This is a genomic window from Streptomyces sp. NPDC002309, assembly GCF_053593375.1.
Map to the genome: position 1 here is coordinate 121875 of NZ_JBSFCI010000010.1, position 16681 is coordinate 138555.

The following is a 16681-nucleotide window of genomic DNA, read 5'->3' on the forward strand; positions in this document are numbered from 1 at the left end:
TCCGGGGCCGTCCGGGCGTCCAAGGAGCGTCCGTTGTCACGACCCTCGGGGGTTCGCCCACATGCGCACATCACGCACCGCACACCGTCTCGCCGCACGTCCTGTCCCGGCTCTGGCGGGACTCCTGCTCGCCGGCGCCCTCGCGCTCACCGGGTGCAGCGGCTCGGCCGACATCACCGCCGATTCCAAGAGTGACGCGGGCGCCGCCCAGGACGAGGCGGCCGCCGGGCCCGGCGCCGCGCAGGGCGCCCCCGGCAGCGACAGCCGGCCGGGCGCCGAGCGGCCTCCGGCCGCGCCCCGGCTGCCCATGAACCACATCATCCGCACCGCCTCCCTGACCGTGCAGGTCAAGGACGTGCCGAAGGCCCTGGACGAGGCACGTACGACGGCCGAGACCGCGGGCGGCTTCGTCGGCAACGAGACGACCACCCGGGACGGGCACGGCGGCGAGCGCACCCGTGTCGTCCTGCGGGTGCCCGTCGAGCGGTACGAGGACGTCCTGGCCGACCTGGAGGGCGCGGGCAAGCTCCTGGAGCGCACCGCGAAGGCGACGGACGTCAGCGACCAGGTCGTCGACGTGGAGAGCCGCATCAAGACCCAGCGCGCCAGCGTCGCCCGGATACGCGAGCTGATGGACCGGGCGACCCGGCTGACCGACGTCGTCGAACTGGAGGGCGAGCTGAGCGCCCGCCAGGCCGACCTGGAGTCGCTGCTCGCCCGGCAGGCCTCGCTGGAGGACCGCACCAGCCTTTCCACCATCACCCTGTCGCTGACCGAGACCCCGGTGCGCAAGGCGCCCAAGAAGGACGACGACCCCGGGTTCCTGGACGCGCTGGCGGGCGGCTGGGACGCCTTCGTGACGATGCTGCGCTGGATCGTGGTCGCCGTGGGCGCGGTGCTGCCGTTCGCGGCGCTGGCGGCTGTGCTCTTCGCCGTGTGGCTGCGTTTCGTACGGCCGCGCACGGCACGCCGTGCCGCCGCGCCGGCCTCGACGGAACCGCTGCCGGCCGCTGCGGAGAGGGGCGAGCGGGACTGAATTGTCCCGTGGCCGTAGCGTGTTCGCATGAAGATGAGCGGTGCGAACGGCACGAGTGGCACGACAGAGCGGCTGGTCGTCATCGGCGGTGACGCCGCGGGGATGTCCGCGGCGTCACAGGCACGGCGGCTGAAGGGGCCCGGCGAGCTGGAGATCGTGGCCTTCGAACGCGGCCACTTCACCTCGTACTCCGCGTGCGGCATCCCGTACTGGGTGGGCGGCGACGTGTCCGAGCGCGAGGAGCTGATCGCCCGCACACCCGAGGAGCACCGCGCGCGCGACATCGACGTGCGGCTGCGCACGGAGGTCGTGGAGATCGACGTCGCCGGGTCGCGGGTACGCGCGCGGGACGTCGACTCCGGGGCCGAGTCCTGGACGTCGTACGACAAGCTCGTGATCGCCACCGGTGCCCGGCCGATCCGGCCCGACATGCCCGGCACCGACGCCCCCGGCGTGCACGGGGTGCAGACCCTGGACGACGGTCAGGAACTCCTGGACACGCTCGCCCGCTCGCGGGGCAGGCGCGCGGTGGTCGTCGGGGCGGGCTACATCGGCGTCGAGATGGCCGAGGCGCTGATCAACCGCGGCTACGAGGTGACGGTCGTCAACCGGGGCGCCGCGCCGATGTCCACGCTCGACGCGGACATGGGGCGCCTGGTGCGCGAGGCCATGGAGGGCCTCGGCATCACCATGGTCGACGACACCGAGGTCACCGAGATCCTCACCGATGACGACGGTCATGTGCGGGCGGTGGCCACGCGGGACGCCGAGTACCCGGCGGACGTGGTCGTGCTGGGCATCGGCGTCCGCCCGGAGACGACACTGGCGAAGGCGGCGGGGCTCCCCCTCGGTGAGCACGGCGGACTGCTGACGGACCTGGCGATGCGGGTGCGCGGCCACGAGAACATCTGGGCGGGCGGGGACTGCGTGGAGGTCCTCGACCTGGTCGCCGGCCGGGAACGGCACATCGCCCTCGGTACCCATGCCAACAAGCACGGTCAGGTCATCGGTGTGAACGTGGGCGGCGGTTACGCGACGTTCCCCGGCGTGGTCGGCACCGCGGTGAGCAAGGTCTGCGACCTGGAGATCGCCCGCACCGGACTCCGGGAGAAGGACGCGCTGCGGGTGGGGCTGCGCTTCGAGGCGGTGACGATCGAGGCCACCAGCCGGGCCGGGTACTACCCGGGGGCCTCCCCGATGACCGTGAAGATGCTCGCCGAGCGCCGCACGGGGCGGCTGCTCGGCGTGCAGATCGTCGGCCGGGAGGGAGCGGGCAAGCGGGTGGACATCGCGGCGGTGGCGCTCACGGCCGGGATGACGGTGGAGCAGATGACGGCGCTCGACCTGGGGTACGCGCCGCCGTTCTCACCGGTCTGGGATCCCGTGCTGGTGGCCGCGCGCAGGGCCGTGGCCAAGGTCCGGGGAGCGTCCTAGAGGGGTACGGCTACGCCGTCCCGTTGATGCGGTCGATCGCCTGCCGCGCCTGCTCGGCCGGCGGGCGGGACGGCAGCGACGACACCGAGGCGGCCGACGCCGTCGGCATGGCGGTGGGCTGCGCCCCCGCCGGCCTCGCGTGGGCGCCCGGGGAGACGGACCGCAGCCGGCTGCTCACCGCCTCGTCCAGCGTCACCGGCCGCTGCAGCTGCGCCGCCATGCGGCCGGCCTCCTGGCCGAGCCGGGCGACGTCCTCCCAGGGGAGGTGGACGACCAGCGCGAGCTGCGCCTCGCCGTCGGGAGTGGCCTGCATCGGAGGAGTAACTCGGTCGTTCATCGCCTGATCCTCACGTCGTCCCGCGACGCGCCTCGCCGGGCCGCGGCCGGTCGAGAGGACATACGCGGGCCCGGGCCGCCGCGTTCACCGGTTCGGCGGGCACAGCGAGGGCAGTACTTCCTTGTGGTGATCCCCGTCCATGACGTCAACCCGGTGCGCCGCACGCCCTGGGTGACGTACGCGCTGATCGCGGCGAACGTCGTCGTGTTCCTGTTCATGCCCGGGCTCGCCGGTTCGGTCGCGGGTGACAGCGGCCTGGGGCAGCTGTGCCATCTCCAGGCGTTCCTGGACCGGTACGCGGCGGTGCCCCAGGAGCTGATCCACCATCAACTGCCGCGACTGGTGGCCACGGGCGACACCGCGGTCGGTCCGGACGGCCCCGGCTGCGTGGTGGGCCCGCCGGCGTACGACAAGTCGCCCGAACTGAGCGTGCTCACCGCGATGTTCCTGCACGGCGGCTGGCTGCATCTGCTGGGCAACATGCTGTTCCTGCTGATCTTCGGCAACAACGTCGAGGACCGCATGGGGCATGTGCGCTACGCCCTCTTCTACGCCGTCTGCGGCTACGCGGCGTCGTACGGCTTCGCGGTCCTCAACGCCGACTCCGCGGAGCCGCTCATCGGCGCCTCGGGGGCGATCGCCGGTGTGCTCGGCGCGTATCTGGTGCTGTATCCGAAGGCCAGGGTGTGGGTGCTGGTCCCGTTCCTGATCTTCCTGCCGCTGCGGTTGCCGGCCTGGATGGTGCTGGGCTTCTGGTTCGTGCTCCAGGCGGTGTACTCCTCCGGCGAGGGGGTCTCCGCCGCGGGCACCGTGGCGTACGCGGCGCACATCGTCGGCTTCCTCGCCGGCATGCTCCTGGCCTGGCCCCTGAAGCGGGGCACCCCACCGCCACCGGAACCGCGCGGTCTGCTCTTCGGCAGAAGGGCGCGGCCCCGGCAGACGTGGTGAGCGCTCAGCGGGCGGTCTGCGTGTGGACGTACTCGACGAGGCGGGTGAGGGCGTCCGGGTCGGTGGACGGCATGACGCCGTGGCCGAGGTTGAAGATGTGGCCCTCCAGGTCCGCGGCGGCGTCCAGGACCTCGCGGGCCTTGGTCTCGACGGCCTCCTGGGTGGCGAAGAGGACCGTGGGGTCGATGTTGCCCTGCAGCGCCTTGCCGGGGCCGACGCGGCGGGCGGCCTCGTCGAGGGGCACGCGCCAGTCGACGCCGACGACGTCCGCGCCGGCCTCGCCCATCAGCCCGAGCAGCTCACCGGTGCCGACGCCGAAGTGGATGCGCGGGACGCCGTAGGACTCGACGGCGCGGAAGACCTTCGCGGAGGCGGGCAGGACGGAGCGCCGGTAGTCGGAGGGGGCGAGTGCGCCGGCCCAGGAGTCGAAGAGCTGGACGGCGCTCGCGCCCGCCTCGATCTGCACCTTGAGGAAGGCGGCGGTGATGTCCGCGAGGCGGTCGAGGAGGTCGGCCCAGAGCTGCGGGTCGCCATACATCATCGCCTTGGCGTTCTCGTACGTGCGCGACGGGCCGCCCTCGACGAGGTAGCTCGCGAGGGTGAACGGGGCGCCGGCGAAACCGATCAGGGGCGTCGCGCCGAGCTCGGCGGTCAGCAGGTGGATGGCCTCGGTGACGTAGGAGACGTCCTCGGGGGTCAGGTCCCGCAGCTGGGCGAGGTCGGCGCGGGAGCGGATGGGGCGTTCGACGACCGGGCCGACCCCGGGCTTGATGTCGAGGTCGACACCGATGGCCTTGAGGGGGACGACGATGTCGCTGAAGTAGATCGCGGCGTCCACGTGGTGCCGGCGCACCGGCTGGAGGGTGATCTCGGTGACCAGCTCGGGCCGCATGCACGACTCCAGCATGGGGATGCCCTCGCGCACCTTGCGGTACTCGGGCAGCGAGCGCCCGGCCTGCCGCATGAACCACACCGGGGTGTGCGGCACGGGCTCGCGCCTGCACGCCCTGAGGAAGGCGGAGTCGTACGTCGCTGTCGGCTGCTGGCCCGTGGGGCTTCCGTTGGCACTCACGAGGAGAGTTTCGCACGGCGCCCGCGGGGGCAGGGCGCGGCCTCCGGTGCACGGCGGGGGACCTGTAGTGGCAGGGCCCGGGGTCCCGGTACCGCCGGGCGGGGTGTCTAGCCTGCGCCGGGCGTCCGTTCCCCTTAATCTGCACCGCATGGCTGCGGCTCAGGGACGACTGTCGGACGACGCTGGCGGAATGGACGACCCGAAGAGGGGGGACCTGCATACGGGCGACACTGCTCCGCCGCTTTTCCGGGCTGCGGTCGAGGGGCTGCGCGGCGCGCGGCTGCGGCCGCAGATCGAGGTCGAGGCCACCCGGGCCCCCCAGCGGCTGGCCCCGCACGCCTACGCGCTGGAGGCCACCGTCGTCGACGGCGACCAGGACCTGGCCGACGGCCGGCTGGTGCTGCTGCACGACCCGGCGGGACACGACGCCTGGCACGGCACGTTCCGGCTCGTCACCCTGGTACGGGCCGAGCTGGAGCCGGAGATGGCCTCCGACCCGCTGCTGCCCGAGGTGTGCTGGAGCTGGCTGACCGGTGCGCTCCAGGCACGCGGTCTGACGTACGGCGAGCCCAGCGGCACCGTCACGCGCGCGAGTTCGCACTACTTCGGCGGGCTGTCCGCGCGTCCCGCCGCGTCGCAGATCGAGATCCGGGCCTCCTGGACGCCCCGGGAGGGTCTGGGCGGCGTACCGGACACCGGGGCCCATCTCGCCTCCTGGTGCGATCTGCTCGCCCAGGTCGCGGGGCTGCCGCCGGCGGGTCCGGGCGACGCGTCCGTGGTGACCCTGCCGCAGCGGCGCGACCCGCAGGCCCGCTGACCGGCGGCGCGAACGGCGGTTCAACCGCTCCCGGTTCCGGCCCGATCCCGCCGGGCGCACACGCATGCACCCGTTCGGACGGATCTCTTTGTCGATACGGCCACTTTTGGCCGGACATCGAACTCAAGCGAAACCGTTCGATCTTCGAATGATCGCTCGCGTGTCCGAATTGCTCGGATTGTTACTCACCAGATCGTGATCATTCTCTAAAGGCGGAGCGCTTCGATGCCGAAGACGACTGTGACCTTGAAAGCACGGTTCGTCCCGGCTTCGCCCCCCACGAGCCGATTCCGTCCCGCACCCAGGAGGCCTGGTGTCCGTTCTCCTTGAGCAGCCCGCAAGCCTGGTCGCCTACCGCCCGAACAAGCCGACCGCGATGGTGGTCGTGGCCGACCCCCGTGTCCGCTCCACCGTCACCCGCCATCTGTGGGCCCTCGGTGTGCGCGATGTCATCGAGGCCTCCTCCATCGCCGAGGCTCGTCCCCGCATCGGCAACCCCCGCGACATCTGCGTCGCCGACGTCCACCTGCCGGACGGTTCCGGCCTGACGCTGCTGTCGGAGACCCGCGCCGCGGGCTGGCCCAACGGGCTCGCCCTGTCGGCCGCCGACGACATCGGCGCCGTGCGCAACGCCCTCGCGGGCGGTGTGAAGGGATACGTCGTCACCGGCACCCGTACCAACGTCGGGCTCCCCACCCGGCCGGGCGCCGCCCCCATCGGCGCGGCCGCCGCCCGTCTGCACCGCCGCCCCCCGGGTGCCCCGAGCCACCCGGGTGGTTACCGCGAGCTCTCCGGCCGCGAGGTCGAGGTGCTGCGCCTGGTCGCCGAAGGCCAGTCGAACAAGGCGATCGGCGTGTCCATGGGCCTGTCCGCGCTGACCGTCAAGAGCCATCTCGCCCGTATCGCACGCAAGCTCGGCACGGGAGACCGTGCCGGGATGGTCGCCGTGGCGCTGCGCACCGGCATCATCCACTGATCACCGCCTCCCCCACTCCCCGCCTTCCCCGAGCCACCCGTTCGCCGGATCACCCGGCATTCCCTGACGTGAACGGAAACGAGCCGCCGAGGACCCGCCCCGTCCCCCTCGGTCGCGACCGGGAACCCACATGGACCTGACTGGTTTGCGACCCTCCCGCGCCCGCCGACGGAACGTTCCGTCGGCGGGCGCAGTCCATACACGGATACCCTTGACAGGTGACCGACGCCCAAGAAACCGCAGCAGACAGTTCACTGCGAACCACCGGGGGCGCACCTCCGGAAGACGGCGGATCTTCTGTTACGGAGGCGCCGATCCCCTTGCTGGAGCCGCGTGAGGGCATTCCGCCCGTGATCGCGGACGAGGCGGCCCTCGCCGAGGTGATCGCCGCCTTCGCCGCGGGCTCCGGGCCCGTCGCCGTCGACGCCGAGCGCGCCTCCGGCTACCGCTACGGACAGCGCGCGTACCTCGTGCAACTGCGCCGCCAGGGAGCGGGCACCGCGCTGATCGACCCTGTCGCCTGCCCCGACCTCTCGGCGCTCGGCGACGCGCTGTCCGGTGTGGAGTGGGTACTGCACGCCGCCACCCAGGATCTGCCCTGCCTGCGCGAGATAGGCATGATTCCGACGCGGCTGTTCGACACCGAACTGGCCGGACGGATCTGCGGCTTCCCGCGGGTCGGCCTCGGCGCCATGGTCGAGAGCGTGCTCGGCTTCGTCCTGGAGAAGGGCCACTCCGCCGTCGACTGGTCCACACGCCCGCTTCCCGAGCCCTGGCTGCGGTACGCGGCGCTCGACGTCGAGCTGCTCGTCGACCTGCGGGACGCGCTGGAGAAGGAGCTGGACCGGCAGGGCAAGCTGGAGTGGGCCCGGCAGGAGTTCGACGCGATCGCCGCCGCGCCGCCGCCCGAGCCCCGCAAGGACCCCTGGCGCCGTACGTCCGGGATGCACAAGGTGCGCCGGCGTCGGCAGCTCGCGGTGGTGCGGGAGCTCTGGCAGACCCGGGACCGGATCGCGCAGCGCCGGGACATCTCGCCCGGCAAGGTGCTCTCGGACGCGGCCATCGTCGAGGCCGCGCTCGCCCTGCCGGCCACGGCGCAGGCACTGTCGGCGCTGAACGGCTTCGGGCACCGGACGAGCCGTCGGCAGCTGGAGCAGTGGCAGGTCGCGGTGGATCGCGCGAAGGCGCTGCCCGAGGCGCAGCTGCCGCAGCCGGGGCAGCCGGTCGTGGGGCCGCCGCCGCCCAGGGCTTGGGCCGACAAGGATCCGGCGGCGGCCGCGCGGCTGTCCGCGGCGCGTGCGGGCGTCTCCGCGCTGGCCGAGGAGCTCGGGCTGCCGCAGGAGAACCTGATCGCGCCGGACAGCGTGCGCCGGGTCTGCTGGGAGCCGCCGGCGGTGGGCGACGTGGAGTCGGTGCGAGCCGCGCTGGCCGGATACGGGGCACGTCCGTGGCAGGTGGAGCTGGTGACGCCGGTGCTGGTGAACGCACTGGTGGCGAAGAGCGCTTGAGCACTCGCGTGCTGTGTGCCGTTCGGCGGGTGCGGGGTGGTGTGGGCTGGTCGCGCAGTTCCCCGCGTCCCTGACGGCGTCGGCGCTCGGGGCGGGAGCCGGGGGCGCCGTGGGGGGCGGGCTCGTGGGGCGGGTGCGGGGTGGTGTGGGCTGGTCGCGCAGTTCCTCGCGTCCCTGAGGGCGTCGGCGCTCGGGGCGGGAGCCGGGGGCGCCGTGGGGGCGGGCTCGTGTCGCGGGTGCGGGGCCGTGTGGGCTGGTCGCGCAGTTCCCCGCGCCCCTGAACGGCGTCGGCGCTCGGGCCGGGAGTGCGGCGATATTCGGCCATCCGCCGTCGGGGGCGGCCTCGGTGAGCGGTGTGACGTTCGCCGCTCCCTGCGGGGGGACTGGGCAGCTACGTTACCCACAAGTAGCATGGGGGCTGAGCGCCCGCTCAGCGAGGCGCGTCGCAGCAGTGCCATCCCGCACCCTGGAGGAGAGCCATCGTGCCTCGTACCGTCAGGGACGTCGTCTTCGTAGACGGCGTCCGTACCCCGTTCGGCAAGGCGGGCCCGAAGGGCGTCTACCACGAGACCCGCGCCGACGACCTCGTCGTGAAGGCGATCCGGGAGCTGCTGCGCCGCAACCCCGGCCTGGACCCCAAGAAGATCGACGAGGTCGCCATCGCCGCGACCACGCAGATCGGCGACCAGGGCCTGACCCTCGGCCGCACCGCCGGCATCCTCGCGGGCCTGCCGACGTCGGTGCCGGGCTACTCGATCGACCGCATGTGCGCGGGCGCCCTGACCGCCGTGACCACCACGGCCGGTTCCATCGCGTTCGGCGCGTACGACGCCGTCATCGCCGGCGGTGTCGAGCACATGGGCCGCCACCCGATGGGCGAGGGCGTCGACCCCAACCCGCGGTTCGTCAGCGAGAAGCTGGTCGACGAGTCCGCGCTGTTCATGGGCATGACCGCGGAGAACCTGCACGACAGGTACCCGCACATCACCAAGCAGCGCGCCGACGAGTACGCCGTGCGCTCCCAGGAGAAGGCCGCCAAGGCGTACGCCGACGGCAAGATCCAGGCCGACCTGGTACCGATCTCGGTGCGCCGCACCGCCGCCGAGGCCGGTGAGACGGGCTGGGGCCTGGTCACCGCCGACGAGCCGATGCGCCCGGGGACGACCCTGGAGAACCTGGCCGGTCTGAAGACCCCGTTCCGTGTGCACGGCCGGGTCACCGCGGGCAACGCGGCCGGTCTGAACGACGGCGCCACCGCGTCGATCATCGCGAGCGAGGACTTCGCCCGCGAGCACGGCCTGCCGGTCAAGATGCGCCTCGTCTCGTACGCCTTCGCGGGCGTCGAGCCGGAGGTCATGGGCTACGGCCCGATCCCGGCCACCGAGAAGGCCCTCGCCAAGGCGGGCCTGTCGATCGAGGACATCAACCTCTTCGAGATCAACGAGGCCTTCGCCGTCCAGGTCCTCGCGCTCCTCGACCACTACGGCATCGCCGACGACGACCCGCGCGTCAACCAGTACGGCGGCGCCATCGCCTTCGGCCACCCGCTGGCCTCCTCCGGCGTCCGTCTGATGACGCAGCTGGCCCGCCAGTTCGAGGAGCAGCCGCACGTCCGCTACGGCCTGACGACCATGTGCGTCGGCTTCGGCATGGGCGCGACGGTCATCTGGGAGAACCCGCACTTCGAGGGGGACAAGTGAGCACCACCGCCGAGCTTCTTGAGCAGGCTTCGACCCTGTTCCCGGACGAGGTCGTCACCAGCGCGCACGTCCGCCACTTCGACCTCCCCCTGGGTGCCGGGCGCTTCGCCCTGATCACCCTGGACAACGGCCTGGACCACACCAAGCCGACCACCTTCGGCCCCCAGTCGCTGGCGAACCTCAACGCCGCCGTCGACCAGGTCGAGAAGGAGGCGGCGGACGGCGGGATCGTCGGCGTCGGCATCACCGGCAAGCCGTTCATCTTCGCCGTCGGCGCCGACCTCAAGGGCGTCGAGCTGCTGAAGCAGCACAAGGACGCGCTCGCCATCGGCAAGGGCGGCCACGACGTCTTCAAGCGTCTGTCCGGTCTCGCCGTGCCGACGTTCGCGTACTACAACGGCGCCGCGATGGGCGGTGGCGTCGAGGTCGGACTGCACTGCACCTACCGCACGGTGTCCGCGGCCATCCCGGCCTTCTCGCTCCCCGAGGTCTTCCTCGGTCTGGTCCCCGGCTGGGGCGGCTGCACCCTGCTGCCGAACCTGATCGGCGCCGACAAGGCCGTCTCGGTGATCATCGAGAACAGCCTCAACCAGAACAAGCAGCTCAAGGGCAAGCAGGTCTACGAGCTCGGGATCGCCGACGCGATCTTCGAGGGCGCCGACTTCCTGGAGCAGTCGCTCATCTGGACGGCGGCCGTCCTCAAGGGCGAGATCCGTATCGAGCGTCCCGTGATCGACCGGGGTGAGGCCTGGGACCAGGCCGTGGCCAAGGGTCGCTTCATCGCCGACGGCAAGGTGCACGGCGCCGCCCCGGCCGCCTACCGCGCCCTCGACATCATCGCCGCCGCCAAGAACGGCGACCTCCAGCAGGGCTACGACGCCGAGGACAAGGCGCTCGCCGACCTGATCATGGGTGGCGAACTGCGCGCCGGCATCTACGCCTTCAACCTCGTGCAGAAGCGCGGCAAGCGCCCCGCGGGCGCCCCGGACAAGAACCTGGCGCGTCCGGTCACCAAGGTCGGCGTCGTCGGCGCCGGTCTGATGGCCTCCCAGCTCGCGCTGCTGTTCCTGCGCCGCCTCGAGGTGCCGGTCGTGCTGACCGACATCGACCAGGAGCGCGTCGACAAGGGTGTGGGCTACGTCCACGCCGAGATCGACAAGCTGCTCGGCAAGGGCCGGATCAACCAGGACAAGGCCAACCGTCTCAAGGCGCTGGTGACCGGTGTCCTGGACAAGGCCGAGGGCTTCGCGGACGCGGACTTCGTCATCGAGGCCGTGTTCGAGGAGATGGGCGTCAAGCAGAAGGTGTTCGCGGAGGTCGAGGCGGTCGCCCCGGCGCACGCCATCCTCGCCACCAACACCTCCTCGCTGTCGATCTCGGAGATGGCGTCGAAGCTGAAGAACCCCGAGCGGGTCGTGGGCTTCCACTTCTTCAACCCGGTCGCGATCCTGCCGCTGCTGGAGATCGTCCGCGGTGAGCAGACCGACGACGCCTCGCTGGCCACGGCGTTCGCCGTCGCCAAGAAGCTGAAGAAGACGGCCGTGCTCGTCAAGGACGCCCCGGCGTTCGTGGTGAACCGCATCCTGACCCGCTTCATGGGCGAGATCCAGAACGTCATCGACGAGGGCACGCCCGTCGACGTGGCGGAGAAGGCGGTCGAGCCGCTCGGGCTGCCGATGTCGCCGCTGGTGCTGCTGGAGCTGGTCGGTCCGGCGATCGGGCTGCACGTCTCGGAGACCCTCAACAGGGCGTTCCCGGACCGCTTCACGGTCTCCCCGAACCTCAAGGCGGTCGTCGAGGCGGGCAAGCGCGGCTTCTACGTCTACGACAGCGGCAAGCCGGAGCTGGACCCGGAGGTCGCCGCGCTGCTGAAGCAGGGCGACTCCGTGCTCACCGAGGAGCAGGTGCGGGCGCGGGTGCTGGACGCGGTGGCGCAGGAGATCGGGCTGATGCTCGACGAGGGCGTCGTCGCCGAGGCGCAGGACATCGACCTGTGCCTGATCACGGGTGCGGGCTGGCCCTTCCACCTGGGCGGCGTCACGCCGTACCTGGACCGCGAGGGCGTCTCCGAGCGGGTCACCGGGAAGCGGTTCCTGGAGCAGGGGACCGCGAGCGTCCCGGCGTGACCTTCTGACTCAGGGATGAGGGCCCCCGCCGTGGCGGGGGCCCTCATCCCTGAGTGCGTCGGCCCTCGGACCAAGCCCTCAGACCGTCTGCCACGCCGCGAGTGCCGGTCCGTGCTCGTCCTTCTGCCGGGCCACCCGCAGTTCGCCGTCCGGCGTGACCGACGCGGCGACGAGGCGGCCCTCGGCGTCCTCGGCCAGGGCGACCCGTGAACCCTCCGGCAGCCGGGGCCCCGACTCGGTCCACGACAGGCCGGCCGCCTCCTGCTCGGTGGGGTACGCCGCGAAGGCCACCCGCCCCGAGGAGGACCGCTGGGCCAGCACGGTGCAGTCCTTGCCGTCCGGCGCGCAGCGCAGCACCGCCACCGGCCCCGGACCGGCCGCGGTGGTCAGCGCGACCGGGTCGCCGTCGGGGCGCCAGGCGTACAACGTGCCCTCCGGGTCCGCGAAGAACAGCGTCGTGTGCTCCTTGGACGAGGGCAGCGCGCTCAGCGAGCCCGGCTCCACCGGCACCCGCAGCGGGTCGGCGGCGACCGGACGCGCGCCCGGCTCCTGCTGGACCCAGCGCAGGATGCCCTCGGGATTGGTCGCGTACACCTCGACCAGGCCCGACTCCCCGGTGACGGCGACGAGTTCCTCGTGCACCCGGGAACCCCTCAGGTCGTGCCAGCTGTTCCAGCCGCCGCGCGCCTTCTGGTTGATCGTGTGCACCCCCAGACCGCGGTTGCGTACGAAGAGGTAGGCGCGCCCGGCGTCGTCGACGGCCACGGCGGGCATCCCGGTCCGCGCTCCCGTCCTGTTGGGATGGCCGGTCGGAAGCCAGTCCAGCGGCGCGAGATGCGGGCGGAAGTGCGTGGAGTGCACAAGACCCGCCTCGCCGTCCGCAGTGGGCCGCCAGGCGGCCAGATGCGCGTAGCCGTCGGCTCCCTGGCCGACCGCCATGGCGGAGAGCAGCCGCTGCTCGCCGCCCACCCTGCGGGGCGGCAGCCAGTCGCCGCCAGGAAGACGTTCGGCGCGGCAGAGGACGGCCTCACCGCTCGGGGCGTAGGCGCTGAGCCGCCCGTCCCGGCCTCGTATCAGCCAGTCACCGTTCAATGCGAAGACCACGCCCCTACTTTATGCGGGCCGTCCCCGGGTTCTCCTCGGGGGCTCGTGGGACGCTGGGTGACATGACTCCCCCGCTCCTGGTGATCGTCGACGCGGCCAACGTGGTCGGTTCGGTGCCCGACGGCTGGTGGCGTGACCGGCACGGCGCGGCCGAGCGGCTGCGCGACCGGCTGGCGGCGGACGGGCTGCCGGGGCGCGCGGAGCCCGTGGAGATCGTCCTGGTGGTGGAGGGCGCCGCCCGCGGGGTGGAGTCGGTGCCGGGCGTACGCGTGGACGCGGCACCGGGCAGCGGGGACGATCGCATGGTCGAACTGGTGGGCGAGGCCGGCGAGCGCCCGTGCCTGGTCGTCACGGCCGACCGCGAACTCAGGCGAAGGGTCACGGAACTCGGCGCGCGGGTGGCGGGACCGCGGTCGGTGAACCGCTAGGCGCTTCCGGCGGCCACACCGCCGTCGACGCCCTACGGCCTTCCCGCGCCCCTCGCCACCCGCGCGTACAGCACCGCTCCGTCCACTTCCCCCACCTCCTCGTAGCCCGCCACGAGAACCTTCCGCAGGCTCGGCACCCGTTCCGGCGCGTACGGCTTGCCCCGGGAGTCGTCCACGATCAGCGCCGGGGCGTGGGCGGCGAGTTCGGCGCGGAAGGCCGGCCAGGAGCCCTCGACGCCGTACCTCTCGCCGACCTGGGGGCCGTCGCGGCCGCCGCTGTAGTTGGTGAGGAGGCCGGCCGTGAGGAAGCGGCTGGCGGGGGTGCGGTCGGCCAGCCAGTACGTCTCGGGGTGCATGCCCCAGACGAGGACGCGGTCGCCGGGCCCGGTGCGGCGGGCGGTGGCCTCCGCCAGGCGCTGCGCGTGGGCGAGTTCGGCGCGGGGCGCGAACAGGCCCCAGGCGAGGAACAGGCCGCAGCACAGGGCCGAGGTGACGACGGCGGTCACCAGGCGGTCGCGGGGCAGGGTCCGCAGGGCCGCCGTCGCCAGCAGGGCCAGGGGCGGCAGGAGTTGCAGGTAGTAGTGACCGAAGAAGTGGAACCCCGCCAGCACCGCACCGGCCGACGCGGCCGCCCACAGCCACAGCTCCCCCGCCATGGCGCGCGGCACCCTCAGGGCCCGTACCAGCGGCGGCAGCAGGCCCGCGCAGCCGACGGCCAGGAGCGCGGTGTTGGCCAGGCCCCGGGTCAGTACGTGCAGTTCGGAACCGGTGAAGGAGGCGTACGCCCCCGACCCCGTCACCGTCCAGAACAGGAAACCGGCCGGGTCGGTGACCAGCGCCGCGACCAGCACCGGCAGGACGGCCCCGGCGACGAGCCACGGCAGCCCGCCCCGCGGACCGCCGCCCGCGCGGACGCAGAGCCAGAACACCGGCAGCAGGACGGCCGCCCCCGTCTGCTTGGTGAGGAACGCGGCGGCCACTGCCACCCCCGCGGCGCCCCAGCGGCCCCGGTCCGCGCACCACATGGCGGCGGCCGTGCACGGCAGCATGAACACCTCGAAGCCCGCGGCCTGCGCGTCCTGCGGGTTGAGCCCGACGGACACCAGCAGGTAGAGCACGCCGGCTGTGCGGCCCGCGCGGTCGCCCCAACGCCGCCGGGCGAGGGAGGCGAGCAGGACGGCGGTCAGCAGTTGCGCCAGCACCGCGAGCACCCGGACCGGGGCGAGCGACTCGGAGCCGGCGAGCGCGAACGCCCCCTCGTACAGCCACGGCACCAGCGGCGGCTTGCGGTCCACGACCGTCTCGTACAGCTCGCCGCCGTGCGCCAGCAGGCGTGCCTGGACGGCGAGATAGCCCTCGTCGGGGTTCCAGAGCGGCCGGGTGAAGGAGGGCACGCGGGTGAGGCAGGCCAGGGCGGCCAGCAGGGGCAGCAGCCCGGTCCAGTAACCGCGCGCCGCCCCCCGTTCGGTTACGGAGCGTGGCGGGGAGAGGGGCTCGGCGCGCATGGGCCGTACGCTATCCGGCCCCGCATCCCCTGATGAAACGGGACATACGAGGCCGGTTGATCAGAACGGGACGCTCACGCCTTGTCGCCGTGCGGGGGGTGCTGGACCTCACCGACGGTGGTCTCCTCGTGGCGGCCGAGGCGGCTGTGGGAGCGGCCGTAGAGGAAGTAGACGACGATGCCGATCGCCATCCAGACGGCGAACCGGATCCAGGTCTCGGTGGGCAGGTTCAGCATCAGCCACAGCGAGGCCAGGACGGACACGATCGGGAGCACCGGCACCCAGGGGGTGCGGAAGGAACGGGGCAGGTCCGGGCGGGTCCTGCGCAGAATGATCACGCTGATGGCGACGATCACGAAGGCGAACAGTGTGCCGATGTTCACCAGCGCCGCGAGCTCCTGCAGGGGCGTGAAGCCCGCGAGGATCGCGATGATCACGCCGAGCAGGACGGTCGGCCGGTGCGGGGTCCTGAAGCGCGGGTGGACGCGGGAGAAGAAGCGCGGCAGCAGGCCGTCGCGGCTCATCGCGAAGAAGACCCGGGTCTGGCCGAGCAGCAGGATCATGCAGACGGTCGTCAGGCCGACGGCGGCGCCGAAGCTGATGAAGCCGGCGAACCAGGGGTGACCGGTGGCCTTGAACGCGTCGGCGAGCGGCGCGTCCACGGACAGTTCGCTGTAGTGCTGCATACCGGTGACGACGATCGACACCGCGACGTACAGGGTGGTGCAGATGAGGAGCGAGCCGAGGATGCCGCGGGGCATGTCGCGCTGGGGGTTCTTGGTCTCCTCCGCGGCGGTGGCCACGATGTCGAAGCCGATGAAGGCGAAGAAGACCACGGAGGCGGCGGTGAAGATGCCCAGCACCCCGAAGTTGGCCGGCGCCCAGCCGAACATGACCTGGATCAGCGGCGCGTCCAGGCTGTGCCCGGCCGGCACGGGCTGCGGGTCGGGGACGAACGGGTCGTAGTTGCTGCCGGTGATGAAGAAGGCCCCCGCGATGATGACGACGAGGACGACGGCCACCTTGATGGCGACGACGACGGACGTGACCCGCGCGGAGAGCTTCATGCCGACGACGAGGACGGCCGTCAGCACCAGCACCAGCGCGGCGGCGAGGATGTCGAAGCCGAAGCCTTCGGCGCTCTCCCGGGTGCCCAGATACTCCGGCAGGCTCCAGCCCGCGTTCTCCAGCAGCGAGGCGATGTACCCCGACCAGCCGACGGCCACCACCGCCGTGCCGAGCGCGAACTCCAGGACGAGGTCCCAGCCGATAATCCAGGCGGGCAGCTCGCCCAGGGCGGCGTACGAGAAGGTGTAGGCGGAGCCGGCCACCGGGACGGTGGAGGCGAACTCGGCGTAGCAGAGCGCGGCGAGGGCGCAGACGACGCCGGCGACCACGAAGGACAGCGCCACGGCCGGTCCGGCGTTGTTCTTCGCGACCGCTCCGGTGAGGACGAAGATGCCGGTGCCGATGATCACGCCGACGCCGAAGACCGTCAGGTCCAGGGCGGACAGGGACTTCTTGAGCGCGTGCTCCGGCTCCTCGGTGTCGAGGATGGACTGCTCGACCTTCTTCGTCCGGAAGAGGGTGCTGCTCACGGGGACCTCCCACGCTTGTCGTCCTCGACATGATCGAGAGGGGGCGTAGTGCGTATGCCCCGGGCCGCGCCGACTCACGCGAACGGGCCGGT

The 16681-nt window shown here is 72.4% G+C and carries 14 protein-coding genes; 9 read left to right on the forward strand and 5 right to left on the reverse strand.

Going from position 1 to position 16681, the window contains the following annotated elements; translation table 11 throughout:
• Nucleotides 1–61: 61 nt before the first annotated feature.
• Together ACWCPM_RS11520 and ACWCPM_RS11525 are read left to right on the forward strand one after the other, a co-directional pair.
• A complete protein-coding gene (locus tag ACWCPM_RS11520) occupies nucleotides 62–1036 on the forward strand; it encodes a DUF4349 domain-containing protein (protein WP_450975930.1) in 975 nt (324 codons plus the stop codon).
• Between the two features lie 27 nt (nucleotides 1037–1063).
• Entirely contained in the window at nucleotides 1064–2470 is a 1407-nt protein-coding gene (locus ACWCPM_RS11525; RefSeq protein WP_450975931.1) for an FAD-dependent oxidoreductase, read from the forward strand.
• A gap of 10 nt (nucleotides 2471–2480) precedes the next feature.
• On the opposite strand, the gene ACWCPM_RS11530 is transcribed toward ACWCPM_RS11525, so the two are convergent.
• Nucleotides 2481–2807 carry a hypothetical protein gene (locus tag ACWCPM_RS11530; protein ID WP_450975932.1) on the reverse strand — a complete coding sequence of 109 codons (327 nt, stop codon included), beginning with the start codon at nucleotides 2805–2807 and terminating at the stop codon, nucleotides 2481–2483.
• Between the two features lie 123 nt (nucleotides 2808–2930).
• Here ACWCPM_RS11530 and ACWCPM_RS11535 point away from each other — a divergent pair, with 123 nt between their 5' ends.
• A complete protein-coding gene (locus ACWCPM_RS11535; RefSeq protein ID WP_450975933.1) occupies nucleotides 2931–3755 on the forward strand; it encodes a rhomboid family intramembrane serine protease in 825 nt (274 codons plus the stop codon).
• A gap of 4 nt (nucleotides 3756–3759) precedes the next feature.
• On the opposite strand, the gene hemE is transcribed toward ACWCPM_RS11535, so the two are convergent.
• Entirely contained in the window at nucleotides 3760–4827 is a 1068-nt protein-coding gene (gene hemE, locus ACWCPM_RS11540; RefSeq protein ID WP_450975934.1) for a uroporphyrinogen decarboxylase, read from the reverse strand.
• 148 nt (nucleotides 4828–4975) lie between these two features.
• Between hemE and ACWCPM_RS11545 the strand changes: the two genes are divergently transcribed.
• The 5 genes from ACWCPM_RS11545 (at nucleotide 4976) to ACWCPM_RS11565 (ending at nucleotide 11954) form a co-directional block, all read left to right on the forward strand.
• Nucleotides 4976–5644 carry a DUF3000 domain-containing protein gene (locus ACWCPM_RS11545; protein WP_450975935.1) on the forward strand — a complete coding sequence of 223 codons (669 nt, stop codon included), beginning with the start codon at nucleotides 4976–4978 and terminating at the stop codon, nucleotides 5642–5644.
• Nucleotides 5645–5957: 313 nt separating this feature from the next.
• A complete protein-coding gene (locus ACWCPM_RS11550) occupies nucleotides 5958–6620 on the forward strand; it encodes a response regulator transcription factor (RefSeq protein WP_003993737.1) in 663 nt (220 codons plus the stop codon).
• A gap of 218 nt (nucleotides 6621–6838) precedes the next feature.
• Nucleotides 6839–8128 carry an HRDC domain-containing protein gene (locus tag ACWCPM_RS11555; protein ID WP_450975936.1) on the forward strand — a complete coding sequence of 430 codons (1290 nt, stop codon included), beginning with the start codon at nucleotides 6839–6841 and terminating at the stop codon, nucleotides 8126–8128.
• Between the two features lie 482 nt (nucleotides 8129–8610).
• Nucleotides 8611–9828, forward strand: a complete 1218-nt coding sequence (locus ACWCPM_RS11560) for a thiolase family protein (protein WP_450975937.1) — start codon at nucleotides 8611–8613, stop codon at nucleotides 9826–9828.
• Nucleotides 9825–11954: a 3-hydroxyacyl-CoA dehydrogenase NAD-binding domain-containing protein gene (locus tag ACWCPM_RS11565; RefSeq protein ID WP_450975938.1), complete on the forward strand. Its 2130-nt coding sequence runs from the start codon at nucleotides 9825–9827 to the stop codon at nucleotides 11952–11954. Before ACWCPM_RS11560 ends, ACWCPM_RS11565 begins: the two co-directional genes overlap by 4 nt.
• 78 nt (nucleotides 11955–12032) lie before the next feature.
• On the opposite strand, the gene ACWCPM_RS11570 is transcribed toward ACWCPM_RS11565, so the two are convergent.
• Nucleotides 12033–13046 carry a hypothetical protein gene (locus tag ACWCPM_RS11570; RefSeq protein ID WP_450975974.1) on the reverse strand — a complete coding sequence of 338 codons (1014 nt, stop codon included), beginning with the start codon at nucleotides 13044–13046 and terminating at the stop codon, nucleotides 12033–12035.
• A 74-nt stretch (nucleotides 13047–13120) separates the two neighbouring features.
• Here ACWCPM_RS11570 and ACWCPM_RS11575 point away from each other — a divergent pair, with 74 nt between their 5' ends.
• A complete protein-coding gene (locus ACWCPM_RS11575) occupies nucleotides 13121–13486 on the forward strand; it encodes an NTP pyrophosphohydrolase (RefSeq protein WP_450975939.1) in 366 nt (121 codons plus the stop codon).
• Between the two features lie 32 nt (nucleotides 13487–13518).
• On the opposite strand, the gene ACWCPM_RS11580 is transcribed toward ACWCPM_RS11575, so the two are convergent.
• On the reverse strand, nucleotides 13519–14991 hold the full coding sequence (locus ACWCPM_RS11580) for an ArnT family glycosyltransferase (protein ID WP_450975940.1): 1473 nt from the start codon (nucleotides 14989–14991) through the stop codon (nucleotides 13519–13521).
• Between the two features lie 74 nt (nucleotides 14992–15065).
• Complete coding sequence (locus tag ACWCPM_RS11585; protein ID WP_450975941.1) at nucleotides 15066–16589, reverse strand: amino acid permease; 1524 nt, start codon at nucleotides 16587–16589, stop codon at nucleotides 15066–15068.
• Nucleotides 16590–16681 lie beyond the last annotated feature (92 nt).